Source organism: Primorskyibacter flagellatus (genome assembly GCF_014638275.1).
Lineage (GTDB): Bacteria > Pseudomonadota > Alphaproteobacteria > Rhodobacterales > Rhodobacteraceae > Pseudooceanicola > Pseudooceanicola flagellatus_A.
Genome location: NZ_BMFJ01000001.1, coordinates 2,232,127 through 2,254,925, shown reverse-complemented (window position 1 = coordinate 2,254,925; position 22,799 = coordinate 2,232,127). Strand labels below are relative to the sequence as shown.

22 protein-coding genes are annotated in these 22,799 nt (G+C 65.1%); 5 read left to right on the top strand and 17 right to left on the bottom strand.

Going from position 1 to position 22,799, the window contains the following annotated elements; all coding sequences use genetic code 11:
* Window positions 1–42: 42 nt before the first annotated feature.
* The 3 genes from IEV87_RS11160 (at window position 43) to folD (ending at window position 2,768) form a co-directional block, all read left to right on the top strand.
* Window positions 43–828: a methyltransferase domain-containing protein gene (locus tag IEV87_RS11160; RefSeq protein WP_188477752.1), complete on the top strand. Its 786-nt coding sequence runs from the start codon at window positions 43–45 to the stop codon at window positions 826–828.
* A gap of 12 nt (window positions 829–840) precedes the next feature.
* A complete protein-coding gene (locus IEV87_RS11155; RefSeq protein WP_188477751.1) occupies window positions 841–1,437 on the top strand; it encodes an MOSC domain-containing protein in 597 nt (198 codons plus the stop codon).
* Between the two features lie 428 nt (window positions 1,438–1,865).
* A complete protein-coding gene (folD, locus tag IEV87_RS11150; protein WP_188477750.1) occupies window positions 1,866–2,768 on the top strand; it encodes a bifunctional methylenetetrahydrofolate dehydrogenase/methenyltetrahydrofolate cyclohydrolase FolD in 903 nt (300 codons plus the stop codon).
* Between the two features lie 4 nt (window positions 2,769–2,772).
* Here folD and IEV87_RS11145 read toward each other — a convergent pair whose 3' ends face one another.
* The 4 genes from IEV87_RS11145 to IEV87_RS11130 all read right to left on the bottom strand — a co-directional run bounded on the left by IEV87_RS11145 (window position 2,773) and on the right by IEV87_RS11130 (window position 6,999).
* Window positions 2,773–3,183, bottom strand: coding sequence for a PaaI family thioesterase (locus IEV87_RS11145; RefSeq protein ID WP_188477749.1), 411 nt, complete (start codon window positions 3,181–3,183; stop codon window positions 2,773–2,775).
* Window positions 3,184–3,239: 56 nt separating this feature from the next.
* Window positions 3,240–3,893, bottom strand: coding sequence for a ligase-associated DNA damage response endonuclease PdeM (pdeM, locus tag IEV87_RS11140; protein ID WP_188478414.1), 654 nt, complete (start codon window positions 3,891–3,893; stop codon window positions 3,240–3,242).
* 65 nt (window positions 3,894–3,958) lie between these two features.
* Window positions 3,959–6,370, bottom strand: a complete 2,412-nt coding sequence (locus IEV87_RS11135) for a ligase-associated DNA damage response DEXH box helicase (protein ID WP_188477748.1) — start codon at window positions 6,368–6,370, stop codon at window positions 3,959–3,961.
* Between the two features lie 50 nt (window positions 6,371–6,420).
* Window positions 6,421–6,999, bottom strand: a complete 579-nt coding sequence (locus tag IEV87_RS11130) for a MarR family winged helix-turn-helix transcriptional regulator (RefSeq protein WP_188477747.1) — start codon at window positions 6,997–6,999, stop codon at window positions 6,421–6,423.
* A gap of 179 nt (window positions 7,000–7,178) precedes the next feature.
* On the opposite strand from IEV87_RS11130, the gene IEV87_RS11125 reads away from it, so the two are divergent.
* On the top strand, window positions 7,179–8,735 hold the full coding sequence (locus IEV87_RS11125; RefSeq protein ID WP_188477746.1) for an MDR family MFS transporter: 1,557 nt from the start codon (window positions 7,179–7,181) through the stop codon (window positions 8,733–8,735).
* A gap of 150 nt (window positions 8,736–8,885) precedes the next feature.
* Here the strand turns inward: IEV87_RS11125 and IEV87_RS11120 are convergent, their stop codons facing one another.
* On the bottom strand, window positions 8,886–10,199 hold the full coding sequence (locus IEV87_RS11120) for an ATPase (protein WP_188477745.1): 1,314 nt from the start codon (window positions 10,197–10,199) through the stop codon (window positions 8,886–8,888).
* 185 nt (window positions 10,200–10,384) lie between these two features.
* Here IEV87_RS11120 and IEV87_RS11115 point away from each other — a divergent pair, with 185 nt between their 5' ends.
* A complete protein-coding gene (locus tag IEV87_RS11115; protein ID WP_188477744.1) occupies window positions 10,385–11,872 on the top strand; it encodes a hypothetical protein in 1,488 nt (495 codons plus the stop codon).
* On the opposite strand, the gene IEV87_RS11110 is transcribed toward IEV87_RS11115, so the two are convergent.
* The 12 genes from IEV87_RS11110 to IEV87_RS11055 form a co-directional block, all read right to left on the bottom strand.
* Window positions 11,869–12,396, bottom strand: coding sequence for a prepilin peptidase (locus tag IEV87_RS11110; RefSeq protein ID WP_308419898.1), 528 nt, complete (start codon window positions 12,394–12,396; stop codon window positions 11,869–11,871). The genes IEV87_RS11115 and IEV87_RS11110 overlap by 4 nt on opposite strands.
* A 10-nt stretch (window positions 12,397–12,406) precedes the next feature.
* Window positions 12,407–13,252 carry a tetratricopeptide repeat protein gene (locus tag IEV87_RS11105; RefSeq protein WP_188477743.1) on the bottom strand — a complete coding sequence of 282 codons (846 nt, stop codon included), beginning with the start codon at window positions 13,250–13,252 and terminating at the stop codon, window positions 12,407–12,409.
* A 32-nt stretch (window positions 13,253–13,284) separates the two neighbouring features.
* A complete protein-coding gene (locus IEV87_RS11100; protein ID WP_188477742.1) occupies window positions 13,285–13,848 on the bottom strand; it encodes a tetratricopeptide repeat protein in 564 nt (187 codons plus the stop codon).
* On the bottom strand, window positions 13,845–14,837 hold the full coding sequence (locus tag IEV87_RS11095) for a type II secretion system F family protein (protein WP_188477741.1): 993 nt from the start codon (window positions 14,835–14,837) through the stop codon (window positions 13,845–13,847). The genes IEV87_RS11100 and IEV87_RS11095 overlap by 4 nt, the downstream gene beginning before the upstream one ends.
* A gap of 12 nt (window positions 14,838–14,849) precedes the next feature.
* Window positions 14,850–15,818, bottom strand: coding sequence for a type II secretion system F family protein (locus tag IEV87_RS11090; protein ID WP_188477740.1), 969 nt, complete (start codon window positions 15,816–15,818; stop codon window positions 14,850–14,852).
* Window positions 15,819–15,822: 4 nt separating this feature from the next.
* A complete protein-coding gene (locus IEV87_RS11085; protein ID WP_188477739.1) occupies window positions 15,823–17,349 on the bottom strand; it encodes a CpaF family protein in 1,527 nt (508 codons plus the stop codon).
* Window positions 17,350–17,369: 20 nt separating this feature from the next.
* The gene (locus tag IEV87_RS11080) at window positions 17,370–18,623 is read right to left on the bottom strand and encodes an AAA family ATPase (protein WP_188477738.1); all 1,254 of its coding nucleotides are present in this window, start codon (window positions 18,621–18,623) and stop codon (window positions 17,370–17,372) included.
* Between the two features lie 196 nt (window positions 18,624–18,819).
* Complete coding sequence (locus tag IEV87_RS11075; RefSeq protein WP_188477737.1) at window positions 18,820–19,485, bottom strand: OmpA family protein; 666 nt, start codon at window positions 19,483–19,485, stop codon at window positions 18,820–18,822.
* 5 nt (window positions 19,486–19,490) lie between these two features.
* On the bottom strand, window positions 19,491–20,915 hold the full coding sequence (locus IEV87_RS11070) for a type II and III secretion system protein family protein (protein ID WP_188477736.1): 1,425 nt from the start codon (window positions 20,913–20,915) through the stop codon (window positions 19,491–19,493).
* A gap of 172 nt (window positions 20,916–21,087) precedes the next feature.
* The gene (cpaB, locus tag IEV87_RS11065; protein ID WP_188477735.1) at window positions 21,088–21,948 is read right to left on the bottom strand and encodes a Flp pilus assembly protein CpaB; all 861 of its coding nucleotides are present in this window, start codon (window positions 21,946–21,948) and stop codon (window positions 21,088–21,090) included.
* A gap of 161 nt (window positions 21,949–22,109) precedes the next feature.
* On the bottom strand, window positions 22,110–22,289 hold the full coding sequence (locus tag IEV87_RS11060) for a hypothetical protein (protein WP_188477734.1): 180 nt from the start codon (window positions 22,287–22,289) through the stop codon (window positions 22,110–22,112).
* 102 nt (window positions 22,290–22,391) lie between these two features.
* Window positions 22,392–22,574: a hypothetical protein gene (locus IEV87_RS11055; protein WP_188477733.1), complete on the bottom strand. Its 183-nt coding sequence runs from the start codon at window positions 22,572–22,574 to the stop codon at window positions 22,392–22,394.
* Window positions 22,575–22,799: the final 225 nt, after the last annotated feature.

The window sequence follows — 22,799 nt, the reverse complement described above, 5'->3', positions numbered from 1 at the left end:
GAATGATACGGTATGCAAATGTATACCGTATCGGAGCCACCCATGACCGCCCCTACGACTGACTGGAACCCCGCCCTCTACGCCCGTTTCGCCGGGCTGCGCCTGAAGCCCGCGCTCGACCTGCTGCTGCACGTCCCCGCCCTGCCGGAGGGGGACATCGTCGACCTCGGCTGCGGCAACGGCCCCGTGGGACCGTTGCTGCGTGCGCGCTACCCCGACATCCGGATCATCGGAGTCGACAATTCTCCTGCCATGCTGGCCAAGGCGCGGGAAACCGGCAGCTACACCACATTGACCGAGGCCGACATCGCCACCTGGCACCCCGACACGCCGCCCGCGCTGATCTATTCGAACGCCACGCTGCACTGGCTGCCCGATCACGACCGCCTGCTGCCTGCGCTGGCCCGGATGCCCGCGCCCGGCGGCACGCTTGCCGTGCAGGTTCCGCATCAGAACAACGCGCCGTCGCACCGGCTATGGCATGATCTGGTCGAGCAAAATTTTCCCGGCCGCTTCGATCCCGCGACCGCGCCCGGTATCAACGACGCCAGACGCACCTGGGACATCCTCGACGGATTGGGGGACCTCTCCCTCTGGGAAACCGAGTACATGCAGCGCCTCGACCCGGCCGACGATGGCCACCCGGTGCGTCTGTTCACGTCGTCGACCTTCGCGCGGCCGGTACTGGACGTGCTGGACCCGGATGAGCAGACGCTCATTACCACGCTTTACGATCAGGCGATGGAGGCGGCCTATCCGCGCCGCGCCGACGGCTCCGTGCTGTTTCCTTTCCGGCGGCTGTTCTTTACCCTTCGCCGGGAGCCGTGAACCGAGGATCCCATGCCCGCCCTGAAACCGACCGACTTTACCTGCACCGTCACGTGGCTGGGCCGTGTCGCCGACCGCGACACCGCGCTGGCCTCCGATCCCGTGGACCAGCTTGCCGCCCGCTTTGACGGCCCGGAGGGGGAGGCCCATGGCGGCATCAACCGCCCTTCCGACAGCCGCGTGATCGACCTGCATCCGCGTGGCACCACGATCCGCAATGTCCGCCAGTTCTCTGTCGTGTCGGAGGAGGACCTCGCTGCCATCGCCGCGAAGATGGAAATCGACCACCTTGATCCGCGCTGGCTCGGCGCGACGATGGTTGTGAAGGGCCTGCCGGATTTCACCCTTGTGCCGCCCTCGTCCCGCCTGCAGGGGCCCGACGGCGTCACGCTGGTCATCGACATGGAGAACCGCCCCTGCCAGTTGCCCGCGAAGGTGATCGAGGAGGCGCTTCCCGGCACCGGCAAACGGTTCAAATCCGCCGCCAGAGGGCGACGCGGTGTCACTGCCTGGGTGGAGAGGGAAGGGGTACTAAACGTCGGGGATACACTGCGACTGGCAATCCCGGATCAGCCCGCCTGGCCACATCTGGAAAAGGCCCGGTCCTGAGGAACACGCCCCCGGAAATGACCTGCGGCGCCGGGGGGAGGGAAACCCCCGACGCCGCAGAAGGTCGTAAACGACCTGTCCTTGATCTGTCCGTTCCGCGCGTGGTCAGAACAGGCTGATGACACCGACGGCGAGCGCCAGGGTCACGGCAAAACTTGCGTGGAATACAACTGCGGCAGCTTTCATAATGAGTCTCCTTAATAGCGGAGGCACGGCAGGGCAGACCGCCGCGTCCCGTTACTTTCTTGCTTGAATAACCGCAGCATACCACGGTTGGTTCCCGGACTTGATTTTTTCGATCTCACAAAACTGTTTCCGAATCGTTTGCATCGGCGCAATTCGCGGAAAAATGTCGTAATCGGCGTTCCCCTCCGCGCCCGCGTGATCTATCGAACAGGCAGGACAGCGACCAGCACGGAGCCCTTGAGATGAGCGCAGACATCCTTGATGGAAAGGCCTTTGCCGCAACGATCCGCGCCCGTGTCGCCGGTCACGTAACCCGCCTGAAGGACAGCCACGGCATCACCCCCGGACTCGCCGTCGTGCTGGTCGGAGAGGACCCGGCCTCCGAGGTCTATGTGCGCAACAAGGGCATCGCCACGGTCGAGACGGGGATGAACAGTTTTGAGCACAAGCTGCCCGCCGAAACACCCGAGGCCGATCTCTATGCCCTGATCGACCGCCTGAACGCCGACCCGGCCGTGCATGGCATCCTCGTCCAGTTCCCGGTGCCGGCGCATCTGTCGGAGCGCGACATCGTCGCCCGCATTGCGCCGGAAAAGGACGTCGACGGGCTTTCGGTCATCAACGCCGGTCTGCTGGCCTCGGGTCAGAATGCCATGGCCTCCTGCACCCCGCTCGGCTGCCTCATGCTGCTGCGTGAAACGCTTGGCGACCTGACCGGCAAGGACGCCGTGGTCATCGGCCGCTCGAACCTTGTCGGCAAGCCGATGGCCCAGCTCCTGCTGCGCGACAGCTGCACCGTGACCATCGCCCATTCCCGCACGAAGGACCTGGCCGAAACCGTGCGCCGCGCCGACATCGTGGTCGCCGCCGTGGGCCGGGCACAGATGGTACCGGGCGACTGGATCAAGCCGGGTGCCTGTGTCATCGACGTCGGCATCAACCGCATTCCCGCGCCGGAAAAGGGCGAAGGCAAGACCCGGCTCGTCGGGGACGTCGACTTCGCCTCGGCCCGGGAAGTCGCGGGCCACATCACCCCGGTCCCCGGCGGCGTCGGCCCCCTGACCATCGCCTGCCTGCTGGCCAATACGGTGACGGCCTGCTGCCGCATTCACGGGCTCGACGAACCCGAGGGGCTGACCGCCTGACGCGCTAGATCGGCATCATCGACCCCTGCAGCAGCGCCACGTCCTTGCGGCTGTCGCCGGTGACGGCCTCCACCACGGCGCTTACCACCGCCAGCCGCTTCCCCGGCTTCACCACCCGGCCCGTCGCGACCAGCCAGTCGCCGGTGGCGGGCGAGAGCAGGTTGATCTTGATCTCCGCCGTCACCACCTCCTGCCCCTCGGGCAGGGTGGTCAGCGCGGCATAGCCCGCCGCCGTGTCGCCAAGCGCAAAGCTCAGCGCCGCGTGGGCAAATCCCATCTGCTGTTTCGCAAGGTCCATGATCGGGGCGCGCAGCACCACCTCGCCGGGTGCGACCGACACAACCTCCGCCCCGAAGGTCGCCATCATCGTCTGTTTTGCGAAACTCTCCCGGATCCGCGCCTCGATCCCGTCCATTGCCGTCCCCCTGCTGGTCGCGCCACTGTTCCGGACCGGAGCGGGCTGCGCAACCCTCAGCGCGGCATCGGCATCGCCCGTGCCACCCGGCCCGTCACGATCGCCAGCGCGCCGTCGGCCATCAGCCCCGACAGCGCCGGATCATGTGACCAGAGCCCGCCCGTATAGGTTCCGTAGGCCGGAAGGATCAGACGGGACCTGTCCAGCAGGAAGCACCGCCGCGACACCCCGGCCACTCGCGCCTTGGGGTGGTAATGCCCCGACACCTCTCCGGCCCCGCCGGGAGTCGCGATATGGCGGAACACCAGCCCGCCCGCCACCATGTCCGCCAGATGCGCCCCGCCAAGCGCGACCGGACCCGGATCGTGATTGCCCTCGATCCAGCTCCACCGCCTCCCGGCCTGCAGCCGCACCAGCCAGTCCACCACGCCCTCCGGCAACCCCTCCGCCGCCGCCCTGTCGTCGAAAGAATCGCCCAGGCAGACAACCGCACGTGCCGAGACACGGCCCAGATCCGCCTCCAGCCGCTCCAGAGTGTCGTAGGTCTCGTAAGGCGGCAGCGCCGCACCGCCAAGCCGCGCGATCCGCTCAGACTTTCCCAGATGCAGGTCCGACACCACCAGCATCTCCCGCTCCGGCCACCATAGCGCGCCCGACGCCAGCGCCACCAGCGTTTCGCCTGCCAGCGTGAACCCGTAGCCGCCCGTCATCTTCACGTTGCCGGAAATATCCCGGGGTGAGGCCGAAGGCCGAGGGGCAGCGCCCCTTGCTGCGCTCATGAGCCGAGCCCTGCCTCTGCCATAAGCCGCTCCGTCTCTTCCTCCACCATCCGTTCCCGCGCCGCGCCCTCCACCGGAACCTTGCCGACCTCAAGGAAAAGCGGCGCGGCAAGCGGCGTGACCCGGTCCAGCCGCACCACGTCGATCCGGTCGCCGACCCGGGCCAGCATCTCCTCGATCCGGCCGAAATCGACCAGTCCGCGCATCGCCTCTTCCCGCGTAATGTCCAGCAGCAGGTGGTCAGGGTCGTATTTCATCAGGGTATCGTAAAGGATGTCTGACGAAAACGTCGCCTGCCGCCCGGTCTTGCGTGCCTGCGGGGCGTTGCGCTGCAGGAGCTGCGCGATATGTGCCGAACTCCGGAAGGTGCGCTTCATCACCGCGTTCCCGGCCAGCCACCGCTCCAGCCCCTCATGCAGCGCCGCCCGGTCGAGCAATGGCACCGGATCGAGCACCGCCTCAAGCCCCCAGATCAGCACCGCGTAATCTGATGCGACAAAGCCGAGCGGGTCGAGCCCCATCTCCTCCATCCGCTTGGTCAGGATCAGGCCAAGCGTCTGCATCGCGTTGCGCCCGGCGAACCCGTAGACGCAGAGCTGTTCGCACCCGTCGAAGGGAAAGCTTTCGACCAGCAGCCGCCCCTCCTGCGGCAGGGAAGACATTTCGCGCTGAAGCGCCAGCCATTCGGCGGTGTGGCGGGGCAGTTCGGGCCAGCTGTCCTGTTCGAACATGCGCAGGATGCGGTGCGACAACTGGGTCGATGTCGCGAACTTGGTCCCCGCATAGGTCGCGATCTTGGGTTTTTTCACGCTCGCCCGCGTCACCTCGATCGCCGTTTCCTTCAGGCTTTCGTAGCGCACGATCCGCCCGCCGATCAGGAAGGTGTCGCCGCGCACCAGCTGCGCCGCGAAATGCTCCTCGATCTCGCCCAGGGGCCTGCCCCCTCCGAAACGCATCCGCACCTTCACCTTGTCGCTGTCGTGGATCGTGCCGAGGTTCATGCGGATCAGCTGTGCTGCCCGCGGATCGCGCAGCGACCAGGCGCCGGAGCCGTCCTGCACCAGCCGCTGCCAGCGGTCATAGGCGCGCAGCGCATAGCCCCCCGTCGCGCAATAGTCGAGGCATTGGTCGAACCCCGCCCGCGTCAGCCCCGCATAGGCCCCCGCGGTCGTCACCTCAGCATACAGCGCGTCCGCGTCGAACGGACCCGCGCAGGCTGTGGCGAGGATATGCTGGCAGAGCACGTCGCGTGGCCCTGGCCCGCGCGGCTCTCCGTCCAGATCGCGCTCAAGAACCGCCTCGAGCGCGGCGACGCATTCCACAACCTCGAACCTGTTGGCCGGCACCAGCAGCGCCTTGGATGGCGCATTGTAGCGGTGGTTCGCCCGCCCAATCCGCTGCACCAGCCGTTTCACGTTCTTCGGCGCGCCGACCTGGATCACCAGATCGACGTCCCCCCAGTCGATTCCGAGGTCCAGAGACCCGGTGCAGACCACCGCCCGCAGCCGACCCTGCACCATGGCCTTCTCCACCCGATCCCGCTGCACCTTGTCCAGCGATCCGTGATGGATGCCGATCGGCAGACCCTCCTCGTTCGCCATCCAGAGCCGGTGAAAGAAGATCTCAGCCTGCGCTCGGGTGTTGTGAAAGATCAGCGTGATCCGGTGCCGCCGGATTTCGTCGAGGATCGCGGGGATCGCAAAGCTTCCCCCGCCACCGGACCAGGGCGGGCGCTCCTCCGTCTCCAGCATGCGGATGTCGGGATCGGGTCCGGGATCGGCATAAAGGATGTCGCAGGGGTCGGGGTGGCGGGCGAGCAGCGCTGCAATCGCGCCCGGGTCTTCCACCGTCGCAGAGAGGCCGACGCGCCGCATGTCGGGGCACAGCCGTTGCAGCCGCGCCAGCGCGAGCCACAACTGATCGCCCCGTTTGCTGTCGGCGAGCGCGTGGATCTCGTCCACCACCACCCGCTTCAGCCCGGCAAAGGTGCGCGCCGCATCCTCGAACGTCAGCATCAGCGCGAGGCTTTCCGGCGTCGTCAGCAGGATGTGCGGCGGATCCGCGCGCTGCCGCCTCTTGCGCGAGGACGGCGTATCACCCGTCCGGTCCTCCACCCGGATCGGCAGCCCCATTTCCTCTACCGGCGTCGACAGGTTGCGTCGAATATCCGCCGCCAGCGCCTTGAGCGGCGAGATATAGAGCGTGTGCAGCCCGTGATGCCCGCCCTCGGCCAGATCGACCAGCGTCGGCAGGAACCCGGCAAGCGTCTTGCCGCCCCCGGTCGGCGCTATCAGCAGAAGCGACGGGTCATCGGCCCGCGCCAGCATCTCTGCCTGATGCGGATGCACCTGCCATCCGCGCGAGGCGAACCAGTCTTCGAAGGCGGGGGGCAGGGCGGGGGAGAACATAACGGGAATATAGTCCGCCCCGCATCACTTGGCGAGGGGCGGCGCGCCCGCTAGCCGAGATGCCGGTTCAGTTCCGCCCGCAGCGCCGCGATCTCGTCGCGGAAACGATCCGGCGCGACCGTGCCCACCTCGTCCGCCCAGGTGGTCAGCCGCTGGAGCAGGGGGGTCAGGGTCGCCATCTCCTCCTCCGTCCAGTCGGACAGGTAGGTGCCGAGCACGAGGTACTTGATGTTGCGCACCGCGGTCACGACGGCATTGCCCTTGTCGGTCAGGGTCACGATGGTCCGCCGGGCGTCCTGCTGGCTGACGGCGCGCGCGGCATATCCCTCCGCGATCAGTTCCGTCACCAGCCGCGAGGCGCGCGAGGGGTCGATGCCGAGCCGGGCGGCGATGGTCGCCACCATGGTCTCTTCTTCCCCGGTCGCGCCGAATTCGTTCGAGGGCGCCCAGATCGCGATCATCACGTCCAGCTTGGGCAGGTCGAGCGGCAGGCCAAGCTCCTGCAGCGCCATCGTGCCAAGTTCCCGCTTCTGCATCCGCCGCCGCCAGGCCTGCAGGATCGCGTCGAGTTCCAGAGCGTGATCCGTCACGCCCCGGTCCACGCCGAACCCGGCCAGAACCTCCTTCATCTCGTCATCACGGCGCCCTATGACCAGCCCTCCCCGGAATGCGTGCTGTTGACATGTAATTGCCTCTGGCACATATATGATAGCAAACGACACGCATACAACATCAGACTTTTCGCCGGGCCCCTTGCCGCACCCGGGTCTTCGCACCCCGTGCACCGCGACCGCCCGCAGGGAAAACCATGCAATCCACGCCGCCGCAACCCAATCCGGATCTGGCCGAGATGCCGAGCCCCGATTCGGCCACGCTCCGCCTGATCCTCATCACCGTGGCCACGACGCTGTTCCTGGCCTCCACCGGCAACACCATCGTCACCACTGCCCTGCCGCGCATCGTCAGTGACCTTGGCGGGCTGGCCTATATCTCCTGGGTCGTCACGGCCTTCCTGCTGGCCTCCACCGTCGGCGCACCGATCGCGGGCAAGCTGGGGGATATGTACGGCCGCAAGATCGTGCTGCAATGTGCCATCGGGGTCTTCCTGCTTGGCGGCTTGATCTGCGGCGTCGCGGGCAACATGGAGGTGCTGATCGCCGGACGCTTCGTGCAGGGCATGGGCGGGGGCGCGCTGATCGTGGTCTCCATGGCCGTGGTCGCCGACGTGCTGCCGCCGCGCGAACGGGGACGGGCGCAGGGCACGCTGTCGTCGGTCTTCGGTTTTTCCACGGTGGTCGGGCCGCTGATCGGGGGGCTGCTGGTGCAGACGGTCAGCTGGCACTGGATTTTCTTCGTGAACTTCCCGATCGGTGTGCTGGCCTTCATAATCCTGAACCGCACCCTGCCGTCGCGGACTGAGAACACGCCGCACAAGATGGATTTCGTCGGCTCCGCCCTGCTGATGATCCTGCTGTCGAGCGTGGTGCTGGTCGCAAACCTCGCCGGAACGGTCTATTCCTGGAGCTCCCTTCCGGTCCTGTTCCTGCTGGTGCTGGTCCCCATGGCGGTGGTCGGCTTCATCTCGGCCGAGCGGCGGGCGCGCGAACCTGTCCTGCCGCTTGACCTGTTCCGCATCCGCAACTTCCAGGCCGCCAACAGCGTCAACTTCCTTGTCGGGATGACCATGTTCGGAACCATCGCCTTCATGCCGATGTTCCTGCAGATCGTGAAGCATGTCGATCCGATCCGCTCGGGCCTCTACCTCGTCGCGATGATGGCCGGGCTGATCGGCATGTCGTTCTTTTCCGGGCGTTTCATGCGGGCGACGGGGCGCTACAAGATCCTGCCGACCGTATCGACCGCCGTGCTCTGCGTAGGGATGCTGCTGCTGACGACGATCGGCCCGGACACGCCGCTCTGGCTGATCCCGGTCTACCTGCTCATCGTCGGCATCGGCATCGGTCCGACCATGAGCGTGGGCATCGTGTCGATCCAGACGGCGATCCCGCGCGAACACCTTGGCGTCGGCACCGCCTCCGCCAACATGTTCCGCCTGATCGGCGGGGCGATCGGCACCTCGGTCTTCGGCGCGATCTTCACCCTCGGGCTGGACCGGCACGTCAAGCCGCTGATGCCGGGGGTCGAGAATATCCGCGGCCTGACCAGTGATCTTGTCGATGCGCTCGACCCGGTGACCAAGGCCGAGGTCCTGCTGGCCATTTCCGACGCACTGATGCCGATCTACGTGGTCGGCGCGACGGTCGCGGCGGTGGCCTGCCTCGCCTCGACGCGGCTGGTGGAACTGCCGCTTGGGCCGGAAACCCGCCGCTCCGCACCGGAGCCGCAGGCGACACCGGCGGAATAGGGCGGCGCCGGGCCTTTCGGGTGCTCATCCGCGGAGTTGGTCCGGGGACCTCCCGCCACCTGAGCCCGCGACTGGAGATCCTCGGATCCGGTCCGAGGATGACGATGCGCAGGGACGACGATGCGGGCGGACGCGGAGCGCGGCTGCGCCCTACTTCACGATTTCCTCGTGCCGGACGAACATGTTGCCCCAGGCCCTGTCGATCAGTTCGGGAGTCATCTGGTAGGGGATGCCCTCGAATTCGCAGATGGAGATCATCTGGTCGATCAGGAAGACCGGCTGGTAGTTGGCGAAGAGATTGTTGATCGTCGGGTATTTCTTCTTCAGCAGATGCACCAGCGCGCCTTCGTCCAGCGGCATCTTCTTCTTGCGCGCCACCAGCGCGAAGATCTTGAGGAAGTTCTCCTGCGTCGGGCCGTCGATCTTAATCTTGAAGAAGATCCGCCGCAGCGCCGCCTGGTCGAACAGTTCGTTCGGATGGTAGTTGGTCGAGAAGATGACCAGCGTGTCGAACGGCACCTCGAACTTTTCGCCGGACTGGAGGGACAGGATGTCCTTGCCCTCTTCCAGCGGTACGATCCAGCGGTTGATGAGCGCCTGCGGCGGTTCCGCCTGCCGTCCAAGGTCGTCGACGATGAACACCCCGCCCGTCGCCTTCATCTGCAGCGGGGCCTGGTAGGTCCGCGCCACGGCGTTGTAGTTCAGGTCGAGCATGTTGAGCGTCAGTTCGCCCCCGGTTATCACCGTCGGGCGTTCGCAGCGGATGTAGCGGCTGTCAAAGCGGTTGCCGGTGCGGCGCAGGGCGTTCGGGTCGTCAAACTGTTCCTCTGCGGCAGAGTGCACGATCGGGTCGTAGACGGTGATGACCTGCCCGGAGTATTCCACCGCGCGCGGCACGTAGATCTTGTCGCCAAGTGCGTCGCGGATCCCGTTGGAAATCGAGGACTTCCCGTTCCCCGGCGGCCCGTACATCAGGATCGACCGCCCGGAACTGACCGCCGGCCCGAGGTTCGAGATCAGGTCGTCCGGAAGCACCAGATGCCCCATGGAGGTGGTGAGCTGTTCGCGCGTGATCTGGATGTCACGGATCGACTGCCGCTTGATCTGCTGCTGGTAGATGTGCAGCGGCACCGGCATCGCGCCGAAATATTCCGACTGCGCCAGCGCGTCGAGCGCGCGCGCCTTGCCGTTGTCGGTCAGCTGATAGCCCATCTCCCGGTCGGCGGTGGCCTTCATCGTGCCTGTCGCTTCCAGAAGCAGTTGCTCGCGGGCAAGGTCCACCAGTTCCTGCGCCACGTTCGGGGGCAGGCAGATCGCGTTGGCGATCTTGGAAATCTTGTCCACGCTCTTGCGGAACATGGTCTTGATCAGGATGTCGCGCGCCATGACGATCGGCAGCTCGAGTTCCTCGAGCGACCGCGGAGGCGGTGGCGCAACGACGGCTGTCGACACCTGCATGTTCATCTTGATCTGCTCATTCTTCTTGTTAGATCAATCTTAACGTGTTTTGGCGTCCCCCGCCACGAATTTTGCATGCGCAGCAGAGTTTACCTTGCTACCCTAGATAAAAAGCAAATAGAGGCAGCAGTGTGACGGGCAATAAACATCGCATTCTAATTGTATTGTCTGTGGTATTGGCGATTCAGGTCATGCTGACGCTGATTGGCGGCAAGCTGTTGTTTAACAGTCATGAAGCGGACATGATCCACCTGTCGGACATGGTCCTTCGCATGGCCTCCGGCGCGGTGGCGCATATGGATTTCGCCACTCCGATCGGGGGCTGGGCCATGTTGCCGATGGCATTGCTGATGCGGGCCGGTCTCGGTCTGGGTGAGGCGATGGTCTGGTCGCAAATTATTGTACTGCTTGTACTTTTTCCTGCTCTCCTCTGGGTTGCGTTCAGTCGCCTGACTCTGGGTCAATCCGTAGCTCTCGGCCTTGCCGTCGCCGGGCTTGCGGCGGGCCACGTCTCGGGCGGGACGGAACCGCTGCTGTCCTTCTCCATGCATTACAATCGCTGGTGCTGGGCCGCGTCACTGATCGTCGTCATGATCGCACTCGTTCCCCCGAAAGCGGGCGGAGAGGTCGCGGACGGTGCCGCCACGGGTCTGCTCATGGCGGCCATGGCGATGGTGAAGGTCACATTTCCGCTTTCTTTGGCCCTGCCGGTCGTCTTCGCACTGTTGCGTTCGGGCCGCAGCCGCACCCTGATTGTCGCTCTTGTCAGCGCCCTGGCCCTGCTGCTTGCCGTCACCCTGGCCGAAGGTTTCGGCTACTGGACCGCCTATGCGGGCGATCTGCTGACCGTCACCGGGTCGGAGACGCGCGCCATGCCGTCTGACCATTGGCAGGCGCTGATCCTGTCACCCGTCGCCACCCCGGCAACGCTGTGCGTGGCCGCGCTGATCTGGTTGCTGCGCCGGGGCGGGGACAGCGGACGGGCGGCGGCGCTGATGCTCTTCTACCCGGCCTTCGTCTTCATCAGCTGGCAGAACTTCGGCAATGACCTGATCTGGCTCTGCGTCGTCGCGCTGCTGGCCTGGCAGGTCTGGACGGCGACGGGGCAGGGGGCGGCACGGCTGATCGCGCTCGCCGCCGGGGTGCTGATCCTGCCGGTAATGCTCAACATCCTCTACAGCCCGCTGCGCGCCGCCACCGCCCCGCGCGATGCCTTCCGCCCCATGTTCGCCGGGGAGCCGGGCCTGCTCATGGTCACCAAACGCGGAGAGACGGCCTGGACGAAGTCCGCCTCGATCCCCGCCCCGGACGCGGAACCGACGGTCTTCCGGGGAGAGACGCTGCCTGATTGCGAGCTCACCACAGGGATCGTCCCGGCGATGGAGCGGGACGCGGCGGCGCTGACCGGGATCGCACCGGAGATGACCGTTCAGCCCTTTGTCGCCGGGGTCTTTGCCGCGCACTGGATGTTCGGCCCGCTTGCTCCGCTGCCGGGGGGAACGCCGTGGTATTACAGCGGCCTGCCGGGGATCGAAAACGCGACGCATCTGCTGGTCCCGGCCTGCCCGGCGGACCTGCGGGCGCGCGCCCGGGTGCTGGCGCTGGTCGAGAAGGCGGGAATCGAGCTGGAACCGGCGGGAGAGACGCCGGACTTCCGGCTTTACGCCATCCGGCGTTAGTCGAGCGCGGCGAGGGCGAGGTAGATCGTCAGCGTGATTGTCAGCGCCGTACCCATGGGGAATTCCTTGGTGCGCGACCAGCTTTCCCAGTCCGGCGCCAGCCGGCGCAGCGCCGTACGCCGTGCTGCCCGGTGCGTCACGAAGGCGGCGACCAGCGTGGCCGTGAACAGCACCATGACCAGCATCAGGTCTGCCATTGCGACGAAGGGCGCGGCGGCGGCGATGAATTTCGCGTCCCCCGCCCCCATCACCCGCAGTGCGGTCAGGACCATGCCGGCGATCAGCATGACGACCAGATGCACCAGCCGCCCGCCATAGACATCAAGCGGCAGGACCAGAGGGCCGAGCAGCACGTAGACGAGGGCCAGAAGAACCACGCTGCCGTTCGGGATCCGCATGCCGCGCAGATCGCTCCACGCGACGTAAAGGCCGATCAACGCGGCGAAGGGCAGGAAGACAATCGCAGCGACCGGGTCCAGTGCGATCGGGGGCAGGGGAAGCCCGGACGTAACCAGGTCCGGCACCACGGGGTTGTCAGCTTTCCAGCGCGCGCAGCGACCGCACGGCTTCTTCGAAGTGCTGGGGATGGGTGTCGATGGCTTCGCGCAGCAGCGCCTTGCCGGTCTCCACGTCACCCTGCTTCACCGCACTCAGCCCGAGCGTCTGGAGCAGCTGCGCCCGTTCGATCTGGCTCATCGGGATGACGGGCAGGGTGTAGTTGCGCTGCGCCCCGCGGGCGAGCACGAGGTTGTTCTTCGCGGTGAACAGCCCCGGATCGTGCTGGATGGACTGGGCGAACAGCTTCTCCGCCTCGGAGAAATCGCCGCGCGTCAGCTTGGAATAGCCCCAGTTGTTCAGCACGCCGCCCGGCTTGGTCGTCAGGCCGACGGCGGTTTCATAGAAGCTGTCGGACTTGGTCCATTCCTTGTTGCTGTCAGCGATCATCGCCTCCAGCCGGTAACGCTTGTAGGTCTCGTGCGTCGGCGGAATGGTGTCGAGCACCTTGTCCGCCTTGTCCCATTGCCCGTCCCGGATCAGTGCGTCCGCGTAGTCGACCTTGTCCTCGAGGTTCGACTCCTTGTTGGCGACGACCTTGCTCCAGGCGGCGACGCCTTCGGTCGGGCGCTTGGCGCGGATCAGGCTGGTGGCGAGGTTGCGCTGCACGTCGATCCGTCCGGGGTTGTCCGCGGCGGTGCGCTGGAAATAGGCCACCGCCTCGTTCGGGTCGCCGACCGTCAGCATAATGTCGTTGAGGTTGCTTTCGTCCACGACGTTCACGTCCCGGAAGGCCCGGTTGACCTCGGACGTCGACGTCTTGGCGCAGGCGGACAGGGCCAGCGCCCCCGCCAGACAGGATATCACGATACCAGGGTGGCGCATTTGCCTGCGTCCTTTACTGCTCGTCGTCTCGATCACGGGAACTGGGTGGTCAGCCGGTAGCGGCCCTTCTCACTCTGAACCAGGTCGAGGTCTTGTTGTAATTCGGGATCATAGCCTGTTTCTCCCTGCATGGCGAGTGCCATGCGAAGATTGTCCCGGATTTCGTCATTTTGGCCATTCGACAGGGCAAAGGCGCGCCGCAGCGTCTCGACGCCTTCGGGCACCTCGCCCTTGTCGATCAGCAGCATGCCGAGGTTGTTCCAGGTCTCCGGCGCGGCGTTTTCGTCGGCCACGGCCTTGCGCAGCTGGCTCTCCGCCTGGCCAAGCCGGCCGAGCCCGAGGTTCGCCGCACCCAGTCCCGCAAGGATTTCCGGCGTCACGCCCTGTTCGGCGGCGGCGCGGGTATAGGCGTCAAGCGCCAGTTCATATTGCTTCGCGGCGAGCAGGCGGTTGCCGACCACGGTGCCGTCGACAGCCTCTTTCCGGCGGTCGACACCGGGCGCGAAGGGGCTGGACTTGTCGATTTTCGGCGCACCGGGCGCGGCGCACCCGGCCATCAGCAGACAGACGAGGGCGGCGCGCGCCGCCCGGCTCACTCCGTGCTCTCCTCGCCGGAGGGCAGGGCGGCCATGTCGCCCATCTTGGTGATACCGAGGATCGACGGCCCGATCAGGATGATGAGCAGCGGCGGAACCGTCAGCATCATCGTGGCCAGCGTCATCTTGGTCGGCAGCTTGTTGGCCTTCTCCTCGGCCCGCATCACCCGCTTGTCGCGCATTTCCGACGCATAGACCCGGAGCGCGTCGGCAATGGACGTCCCGAAGGTCGCCGACTGCACCAGCACCGTCACGAAGGAGGAGATGTCGGACACGCCGCAGCGTTCGGCCATGTCGCCCAGGACGGAAGCCTTGTCCTTGCCCGCCTTGACCTCATGGCTGACCAGTTCGAATTCATCCGCCAGCGACCCGTAGGAGGCGCGGATCTCGTGGCTCACCCGCAGGATGGCCTGGTCGATGGACTGCCCGGCTTCCACGCAGACGAGAAGCATGTCGAGCGCGTCGGGGAAGCCGTTGGTGATTTCCTCCTGCCGCTGCGCCTGGCGCTTGTTGATCCAGTACTTCGGCAGCAGATACCCGACGCCGCCGGGGCCGAGGATGTAGATCAGCGTGGTCTGGGTGTCGGGGTTGTCGCCGGCCTTGGTGGCGAGGAAATACAGAACACCGGCCAGCAGGCCGAAGATGCCGAGCGCGAACTGCGCGAAATGGAAATAACGCACCGCGTCCTTGGAGCGGTATCCGGCCTGCAGCAGCTTGATCCGCATCGCCGAATATTCTTTTTCGTTCTGCGGTTCGAGAAAGCTGGAATACCGCTCCAGCTTCTTGTTGGTCTTCGCGGTCCGCAGCTTGTCCTTGTGCGCCGGTGCATCCGCCTGCGCATTCTTCTTCAGCTTGTCGAGCGGATCGACCTCCTTGCGCAGCAGGAAGGGCAGGGTGCCGAGGATCAGCAGGACCCCAAGGCCCCCGACAACGATCAGCGGGCCCATGGGGCCCAGCATGTCGGTCAGCAGTTTCGTGACGGCTTCCATGGTGTCTCCCCCTTACACCTTGATGTCGACCAGCTTCTTCATGACGAACAGGTTCACGCCCAGGAACCCCGCGACCGCGAAGCAGGCCGGGATGAAGAAGGGGTGATCCATGACCTCGTCGTAGTAGTGCGGGTCCATGACGTTGATCGCGATCAGCGCGGCAATCGGGAAGCCGGACAGGAACATGCCGGACCACTGCGCCTCTGCCGTGATCGCCTTGACGCGGCGGAACAGGCGGAAGCGCGACCGGATCACGCCCGCCAGACCGGCGAGGATCTCGGCCAGGTTGCCGCCCGACTGCTGCTGGATCGTCACGGCCACGGCAAGGAAGCGGAGATCCTGAAGCCCGATCCGTTCGGCCAGTTCCTTGAGGCTCTCGCCCATGTCGCGCCCGTAGGCTGTTTCGTCCGCGATGATCCCGAATTCGGAACCGAGCGGATCCGCGACCTCCCGGCTGACGATCTGCACGGCGGAGGAAAACGGGTGCCCGACCTTCAGCGACCGCACCATCAGTTCGACGGCGTCGGGAAGCTGTTCCTCGATCATGCTCATCCGCTTCTTGGCCTTCTTGTTGACCCAGAAGTAGATCGCGCCGACGCCGGTCGCGACGGACATCACCGCCCGCAGGGGCAGGGAGGTCTGCGTGAAGATCGTCATCACGAAGAAGGCCACGACGCTGAGCCCCGCCATCAGCAGCATCAGCTGCCTGGGCGAAAACGCGATGGCCGCCTTCTGCGCCTTGTCGGCAAGCAGGGAATACAGCGGCACGCGCTGTGCTGTCATGTGCTGCTGCATTTCCTTGCGCAGCTTTTCCAGCACTTCCTCGCGGCTGCCGGTCTTGTCGAGCATTTCCAGACGGCGGTTCACCCGCTTGTTCATGCTGATCGACTTGCCGAAGGCCATCAGGTAGATGCCTTCGACCAGCGCGAGAACGCCGATGAAGATCGCGATATAGATAATCGGTTCCGGGCTGACGGTCATCTGCTCACTCCATCCGGGCGGGTTCGAAGATATGCGCGGGCAGGTCGTAGCCCCACATCTTGAACCGCTCCGAGAAGTTGGAGCGCACGCCGGTCGCCGTGAAATGGCCCACGATCTTGTTCTCCGGCGTCAGGCCGGTGCGCTGGAAGCGGAAGATTTCCTGCATGGAGATGACGTCGCCTTCCATGCCCGTGATCTCGGTGATCGAGGTCATGCGCCGCGTCCCGTCCTGCAGGCGGGAGGCCTGTACGATCAGATGCACGGCCGAGGCGATCTGCGAGCGCATCGCCTTGAGCGGCATTTCGATCCCCGACATGGCGATCATGTTCTCAAGCCGGCTGACCCCGTCGCGGGCGGAGTTCGCGTGGATCGTGGTCATCGACCCGTCGTGGCCGGTGTTCATCGCCTGAAGCATGTCGATGACCTCCTCGCCGCGGGTTTCCCCGACGATGATCCGGTCCGGGCGCATCCGCAGCGCGTTTTTGAGACAGTCGCGCGGAGACACAGCCCCTTTGCCTTCCACGTTCGGCGGACGGCTTTCCATCCGGCCCACGTGGGTCTGCTGCAACTGGAGTTCCGCCGTATCCTCGATCGTCAGGATACGCTCGGAGTCGTCAATGAAGGATGAAAGCGCGTTGAGCGTCGTCGTCTTGCCCGAACCCGTACCGCCCGAAACGATCACGTTCAGCCGGGTGGCGACGGCGGCCTGCAGGTAGGCGGCCATTTCCTCGGTAAACGCGCCGAACTGGACCAGGTCGTCGATCCCCAGCTTGTCCTTCTTGAATTTCCGGATGGACACCAGCGACCCGTCCACCGCGATCGGAGGAACCATGGCGTTGAAACGCGACCCGTCCTGCAGCCGGGCGTCGACATAGGGGTTCATCTCGTCGACGCGGCGGCCGACGGCGGACACGATCTTGTCGATGATCCGCAGCAGGTGCTTTTCGTCCTTGAAGGTCACGTCCGACAGCTGGAGCTTGCCATTGCGTTCGACGAAGATCTGCTGCGGCCCGTTCACGAGAATATCGGAGACGGTGTCATCCTTGAGCAGGCTTTCCAGCGGGCCGAGACCCTTCACCTCGTCGTAGAGCTCCTGGTTGAGCGTCGTGCGTTCCTCCCGGTTCAGCACAATGCCCTTTTCCTGCAGCACTTCCGTCGCGATGGAGTTGATCTCCGACCGCAGTTCCTGCTCCGTCGCGTTGTCGAGCGCGGCGAGGTTCAGGTTGTCGAGAAGGGCGCGGTGCAGTTCCAGCTTGATCTCGCCAAGCCGTTCCTTGCGCTTGCGGTTCTTGTCCGCGGCCAGCGGCACGGCGGCCGACTTCGGCATCGGCTTGCGCATCGATCCCGTGCCCGAGGGCATGGGCGCGGCCTGCGGCGCGGCGGCACCGACCGGTTTCAGGTTCGACGGTTCGCGCACCGGCTGCCCGGAGGGCATGGCCGACGCGGGGCGGGGTGCCATGGCGGGCTTGGGACGCGGCGCGGCGCCCGCGGGAACGGACCCTGAGCTGTCTTTCTTGTAGCGTGAAAACATCTGTCTACCCCCGTGCCCCCTTATGCCGCCTCTTCGTCAACATTCTGTTCGCCCAGTTCGAAGATCGACCGGGCCAGCTTGGCAATTTCCTTGCGCAGCGGGTTCTTGCCCGCCGTCATGGCCAGCGGCTGACCGTGGTCGCAGCTGTGCAGCACCTGGCGACCGCCGTCCGGCAGCAGCACCTCGATGCGGATGTCCAGGCTTTCCGCCAGCCGCTTGACCCGGCTCTTGCCGTTCAGATCCAGCGACTTGGGGGCCCGGTTCAGGACGTAGCGCAGCTTTTCGACCGGCAGGTCCTCTGCCTGCAGTGCGCGCTTCAGCCGCTGCGTGTTCTGGGCCGACCGCATGTCCAGCTCCATCAGGGCGAAATAGACGTGCGCGGTGTTCAGGATGCTTTCGGACCACGCCACCAGGGTGGAGGGCATGTCGATCACCACAAAATCGAAATGCGACCGCGCCATCGCGATCAGCCGCTGCACGTCGTCCGAGGTGATGATGTCCAGCGGCAGCATCTCCGCCGGAGAGGTCAGCACCTGCAGCTTGCCCTCGAAATCCAGCAGCGCCTGCTTGAAGGCGTCGTCGTCCATCGACTCCGTGTCCGACAGAAGCTCGTAGATCGCCTCGCGCCGCGGCAGGTCGAGATAGGTGCCGATCGCGCCGAACTGCAGATCCAGGTCGATAAGGCAGACCTTCGGCTCTGTCTCGCCCTTCTTGGTCAGGGCGGAATTGGCCAGTTCCCAGGCGAAATTCACGGCAAAGGTGCTGGACCCGGTGCCGCCGGCAAGGCCGTGGCAGACGATGACGGCGCCTTCCTTGGTTCCGGCGGCCGACTTGCGGGCCGGAGCGGTTGCGACCGCCTCGGGAGCAGGGGTCTGGATGCGTTCGATGGCCGCCGCGAGTTCCCCTTCGGGAAGCGGATAGGGCACGAATTCGTCCGCGCCCTTGCGCAGCAGCTGGTGCAGGGCAGAGGGACTGACCTCTTCCGCGATCAGGATGACCTTGATGGCGTGGTGGCGGGCCTGGCTGATGACCTCGCCCAGCATGGCGATGTTGTCTTCATCCTGGTCGTCGATGGCCATGGCCACGAATTCCAGGTGCTGTGCGTCGGGCTGGTTGAAGAACATGAGCGCTTCGGCAAACCCGAGGTCGCCCCACTTGTCGCCAAGCACGCTTTCCATGTCTTCGATAAGCAGTTCGAATCCATCCGGGTCCCGCCGGATGGTGCAGGCCACGATCGGATCGTCATCAGCATAGTCTGAATCTGTCGTCGTCATTGCCTCAAGTCCCAACTCTTCGACGTCCGGCCATTATTCGCCTGTAGTGCCCGGATTTTTCCGGAGCCGTCACGCCTGTCCGACTCAACCGGACACTTTGATTTCCCCATCAACCTGCACTGCAATCTGGGCAATAGTGGGGCCGAAACCATATAATTGTGCGGTGTCGGTGAACACTCGGCCCGGCAGGGTGGAATTATCCACCGCTGCTGCCCGAAGCCGTCAGTTCGGTCCCGCTGAGCCCGGTCGCCGGGATCGCACTGTCGACATAATTGCGGTATACGACCTGCGCGTATTTCCCGTCGAGGATCAGCTTGCTGTTGGCAACGAAGCCCGTCACCTCGGTAACCGTGCGGCGGTTCTGACGCTCGCGGCCCTGGGTGACGATCAGCGGCTGCGTTTCGCCCTTCGACACCACGGCCTCGAGCCGCGTGCGGCTGATCCCGTGGGAAACGAGGAAATGCACCACCGCCTGCGCCCGCCGCAGGCCAAGCCGCTGGTTGTAGGCGCTCGACCCGACGAGGTCGGTATGGCCGTAGACCCGGAAGCGGACTTCGGGGAACTGGCGGATCCAGTTGGCCTGCCGCAGCAGCACCGCCTGCGCCTCGCCGTCCAGCGTGGCAGAGTTGAAGGCGAAGTTCACAGTGGAGTCGACCTCGGCGGCGAAGCGGTTCGCCAGGTCGAGCACGTAGCCCCCCTGACCGGTCATCACCAGCGTGTTGTTCATCGTCGAATTGCCGAAACCGCCGTCGATGCTGGCCCCGGCCTCTCCGTGGAATTCGGTGGCGGACTCTGTCGTGCAGCTGGCCACAAGGGAAATCCCGGCGGCCGCGGCAAGGATCAGTCTGGAAACATGCGCCATGGCGATCACTCCATCACGTAGCCGTAGGACCCGGTGAAGTCCTGTGTCGCCACTTCCTTCGCCGCGCCACGCAGCTTGGTGCCGTCCTTGGCGACCTTCCCGAAGAGGAACAGGTCCTTCTCAGACGGCGGCTTGATCCGGTCGGTCGGCAGCGCCAGCGCCTCGCCCCGTGTCGGGGACACGAGATGCGCGGTGATGATGATGACCAGTTCGGACTGGTTGCGCTGATACTCGGCGCTGCGGAACAGCGTGCCCAGTACCGGGATGTCGCCAAGCCACGGCACCTGGCTGTTGTTGTCGCGGAATTCGTCCTGCAGCAGGCCGGCGATGGCAAAACTGTCGCCGTCGCGCATTTCGACGGTGGTCGAGGTCTCACGCCGGGTGAAGGCGTCGATCTTGAACGCGTCCAGCTGGAAGCCGTTGTTCGGGTCCAGTGCGGACACGGCGGCCTTGAGTTCGAGGTTGATGATGTTGTCGTCGACCACGCGCGGGATGAAGTTCAGCTCAACCCCGAACGGTTTGAATTCTACCGTCACCGATCCGCCGTCCTGCGCCACCGGAACCGGGTATTCGCCACCGGCGAGGAATTTCGCCTCCTGTCCCGAAAGGGCGGTCAGGTTGGGTTCGGCCAGCGTCCGCACGACGCCTTTGGATTCCAGCGCCTCGAGCAGCACGCCGACCTGCAGCGCTCCGGCATTGAAGCCAAGCAGCGTCGCGCCCGCGTTGGTGTTGGTGCCGGGCAGGGCGCCCGTCAGGCCCGACGCCTGGCTGGCGGAGTTCGCATACCGTCCCGCGCCGGAGGACACGCCGAGGTTGTTGCCGAAGGCCGACCCGTCCACGGCGAGCGAGGCCGAGAGGTTCTTGGCCACGGATCGCTGCATCTCTGCGAACCGGACCTTGAGCATGACCTGCTGCACGCCGCCGACGCTCATCAGGTTGGACACCCGCTCGGGCGCGTAGCGCTCCGCCAGGTCCAGCGCGCGCTGCAGCCGCTGAGAGGAGGATACGATGCCCGACAGCACGATGCCGTCGTTGGCGGTGCGCACCTCGATCTTCTCGTTCGGGAGGATCTGGCGCAGCCGTTCCTTGAATTCCGAGATGTCGGCCGAAACCACGACATCCACGTTGGAAATCAGCCGCCCCTCGCCGTCGAGCAGGGTCAGCGTCGTGATGCCCGGCTGCTTGCCCAGCACATAGATCGACCGGTCTGAAAGCGAGGAGATGTCGGCAATCTGCGGGTTGGCGATCGACAGCTCTGCGAAGGCGACGTCGCTTTCCACCACCACGGCGCGGTTGATCGCGACCTTCAGCGAGGATTCGGAGTTGCGGTTGATCACGGTCAGCCGCTCTGCCTGTGCCGGCACGCCGTAGCTGCCAAGTGTCAGGGTCAGCCCGAGAAGGGCAGCCCCAAGGAATCTGCAATGTGTCATGTGACCTGCCTCTCGGATCACGCCTCTGTCCGGGTCTTTTCGCCCGCGAATTGCGGACATACTGCGCCAGTTTACATTTTCATGCAAGATTCAATGCCTTTCGGCCTGTTCCTGATGCAGCAAAGCCGCAGGACGATGCCCGCGGCCTTGCAAATCATGACTCTGCGTCAGCTCAGTTGCAGGCGATCGGCGTTTCCACCACTTCCGCTCCGCGGCGGGTGCGGATGGTGCAGACTTCCTGCTGCGGCTTCTCGCGCACCTCCTGGATCTTGGGGGCTTCGGACAGGCCAAGCAGCGACCGCTGGTCAACTTCGATCGCCTCGGCAATCGTGTCGTCGAGGTTGCCGACCAGCGACAGGGACAGGCGTCCGGTGGACTGGGCCTGCGCCAGCGATGCGACCTGCTGCGGGTTGATCGCGACGGTGACGGTGCGGGCGATGGTCGCCTCGGCAGAGTCTCCGTTGGACATCTGGTCTACGGCGATCAGCTGGATGCCGGTCTCGATCAGCTTGGTGACGTCACCGGCTGCACCGCGGTCGAAATCCTCCACCCGGCCTGTCCAGTAAACGTCAACGCGGTCGCCGGGGCGCAGGAAGCCCGACACGCCCGAAGCCACGTCGACCTTGATAGCGTAGGCGCGCATGCCCTTTTCAAGCCGCGAGGTCAGGCCGGCATCTTCACCCGGCTTGGTGATCTTGACCTCCATGACAGCTTCGTTCGGGTCCATCATCCGCAGGATGTAGCGCGGACGGGGGTCGTTTTCCGGGAACAGTGCGGCCTCGTCGGAGAACACGCCTGCCGGCATCGCGGCCTCGGGCCATTCGACCTGGCGCACGTCGGCGCGGGTCAGTTCCTCACCGAATTTCAGCTGGCGGGTGGCCACGTAGACCATCTTGGTCGGCACGGTCACCGGCTTGGCGGCGGAGGCTTCGGCCATCATGGCCTGCTGCGCCAGGAAGTCCTTGACCATGATGACGGCGAAACCGGCAAGTGCCAGCCCGACGACGAGTACGATTCCGAATACTGCTCGCATTGCTCTTGTCCTTTGTTCCGGGCCGGATGGCTCCGCCCTGTTATGGGCCCGCGGTTACGCCGCAGGGGTCTTTTCACAGGAATGACAGCGGATTGTGGCGAAATGAGGGACCGGGGAGGGTCCTTCCTTGACGCGGCGTCCCGGTGAGGGCGCCCGTGGCGTCACGGCATCTTCTGAGAGGACATGTAGTCCTGGATGCCGCCCGACAGGCTGACGGCGTCGTCCTTCACGGCGACGAAGATCAGGAAGATCGCGGTGGTCACACCTGCGGTCAGCACTACCCAGTCGACGGTCACGGCACCGGCGTCGTTCTTGCGGAAACGGGTCAGGAACTTGGTCATCCGGGGTGTCTCCTCATTTGGCCGGGTCGGACGGGGGTGTGGAAAAGGCCGCGCCCGGAGCGCGGGCGCGGCCTGTTTGCGTCATTCAAGTGAAGCCGCGGCTTACTTGGACGGGTCGATGGTCGACATGTAGGAACCGATGTTGCCGGTCAGCGTGGTTGCGCCGGTCTTGATCGAACCGTAGGCGGCAACGCCCAGGCCGACGACGGCGGCGGTCAGCACAACCCAGTCAACCGTAACGGCGCCGAGTTCGTCATTCTTGAAGTTCTTGAAGAAGTTAAGCATTGGTCGTCCCTCCAGAGGATCACATGGATGTTTCAGCGTTCCGCTTCGGACTATCCGATGCCCCGGCTCTCTCATTCCCGGGCACCACCTCTGCGGCACGGGGACATATAGCCATTCGAATAGGGCATCATTTTGGCATGATTGGAGCGAAGTCGGAATTTCCCGGAATTTTGTCGCGCAGTTCATTAAGCAATTGAAAAGACTGAGTTAAATTTTTGGCGGCGT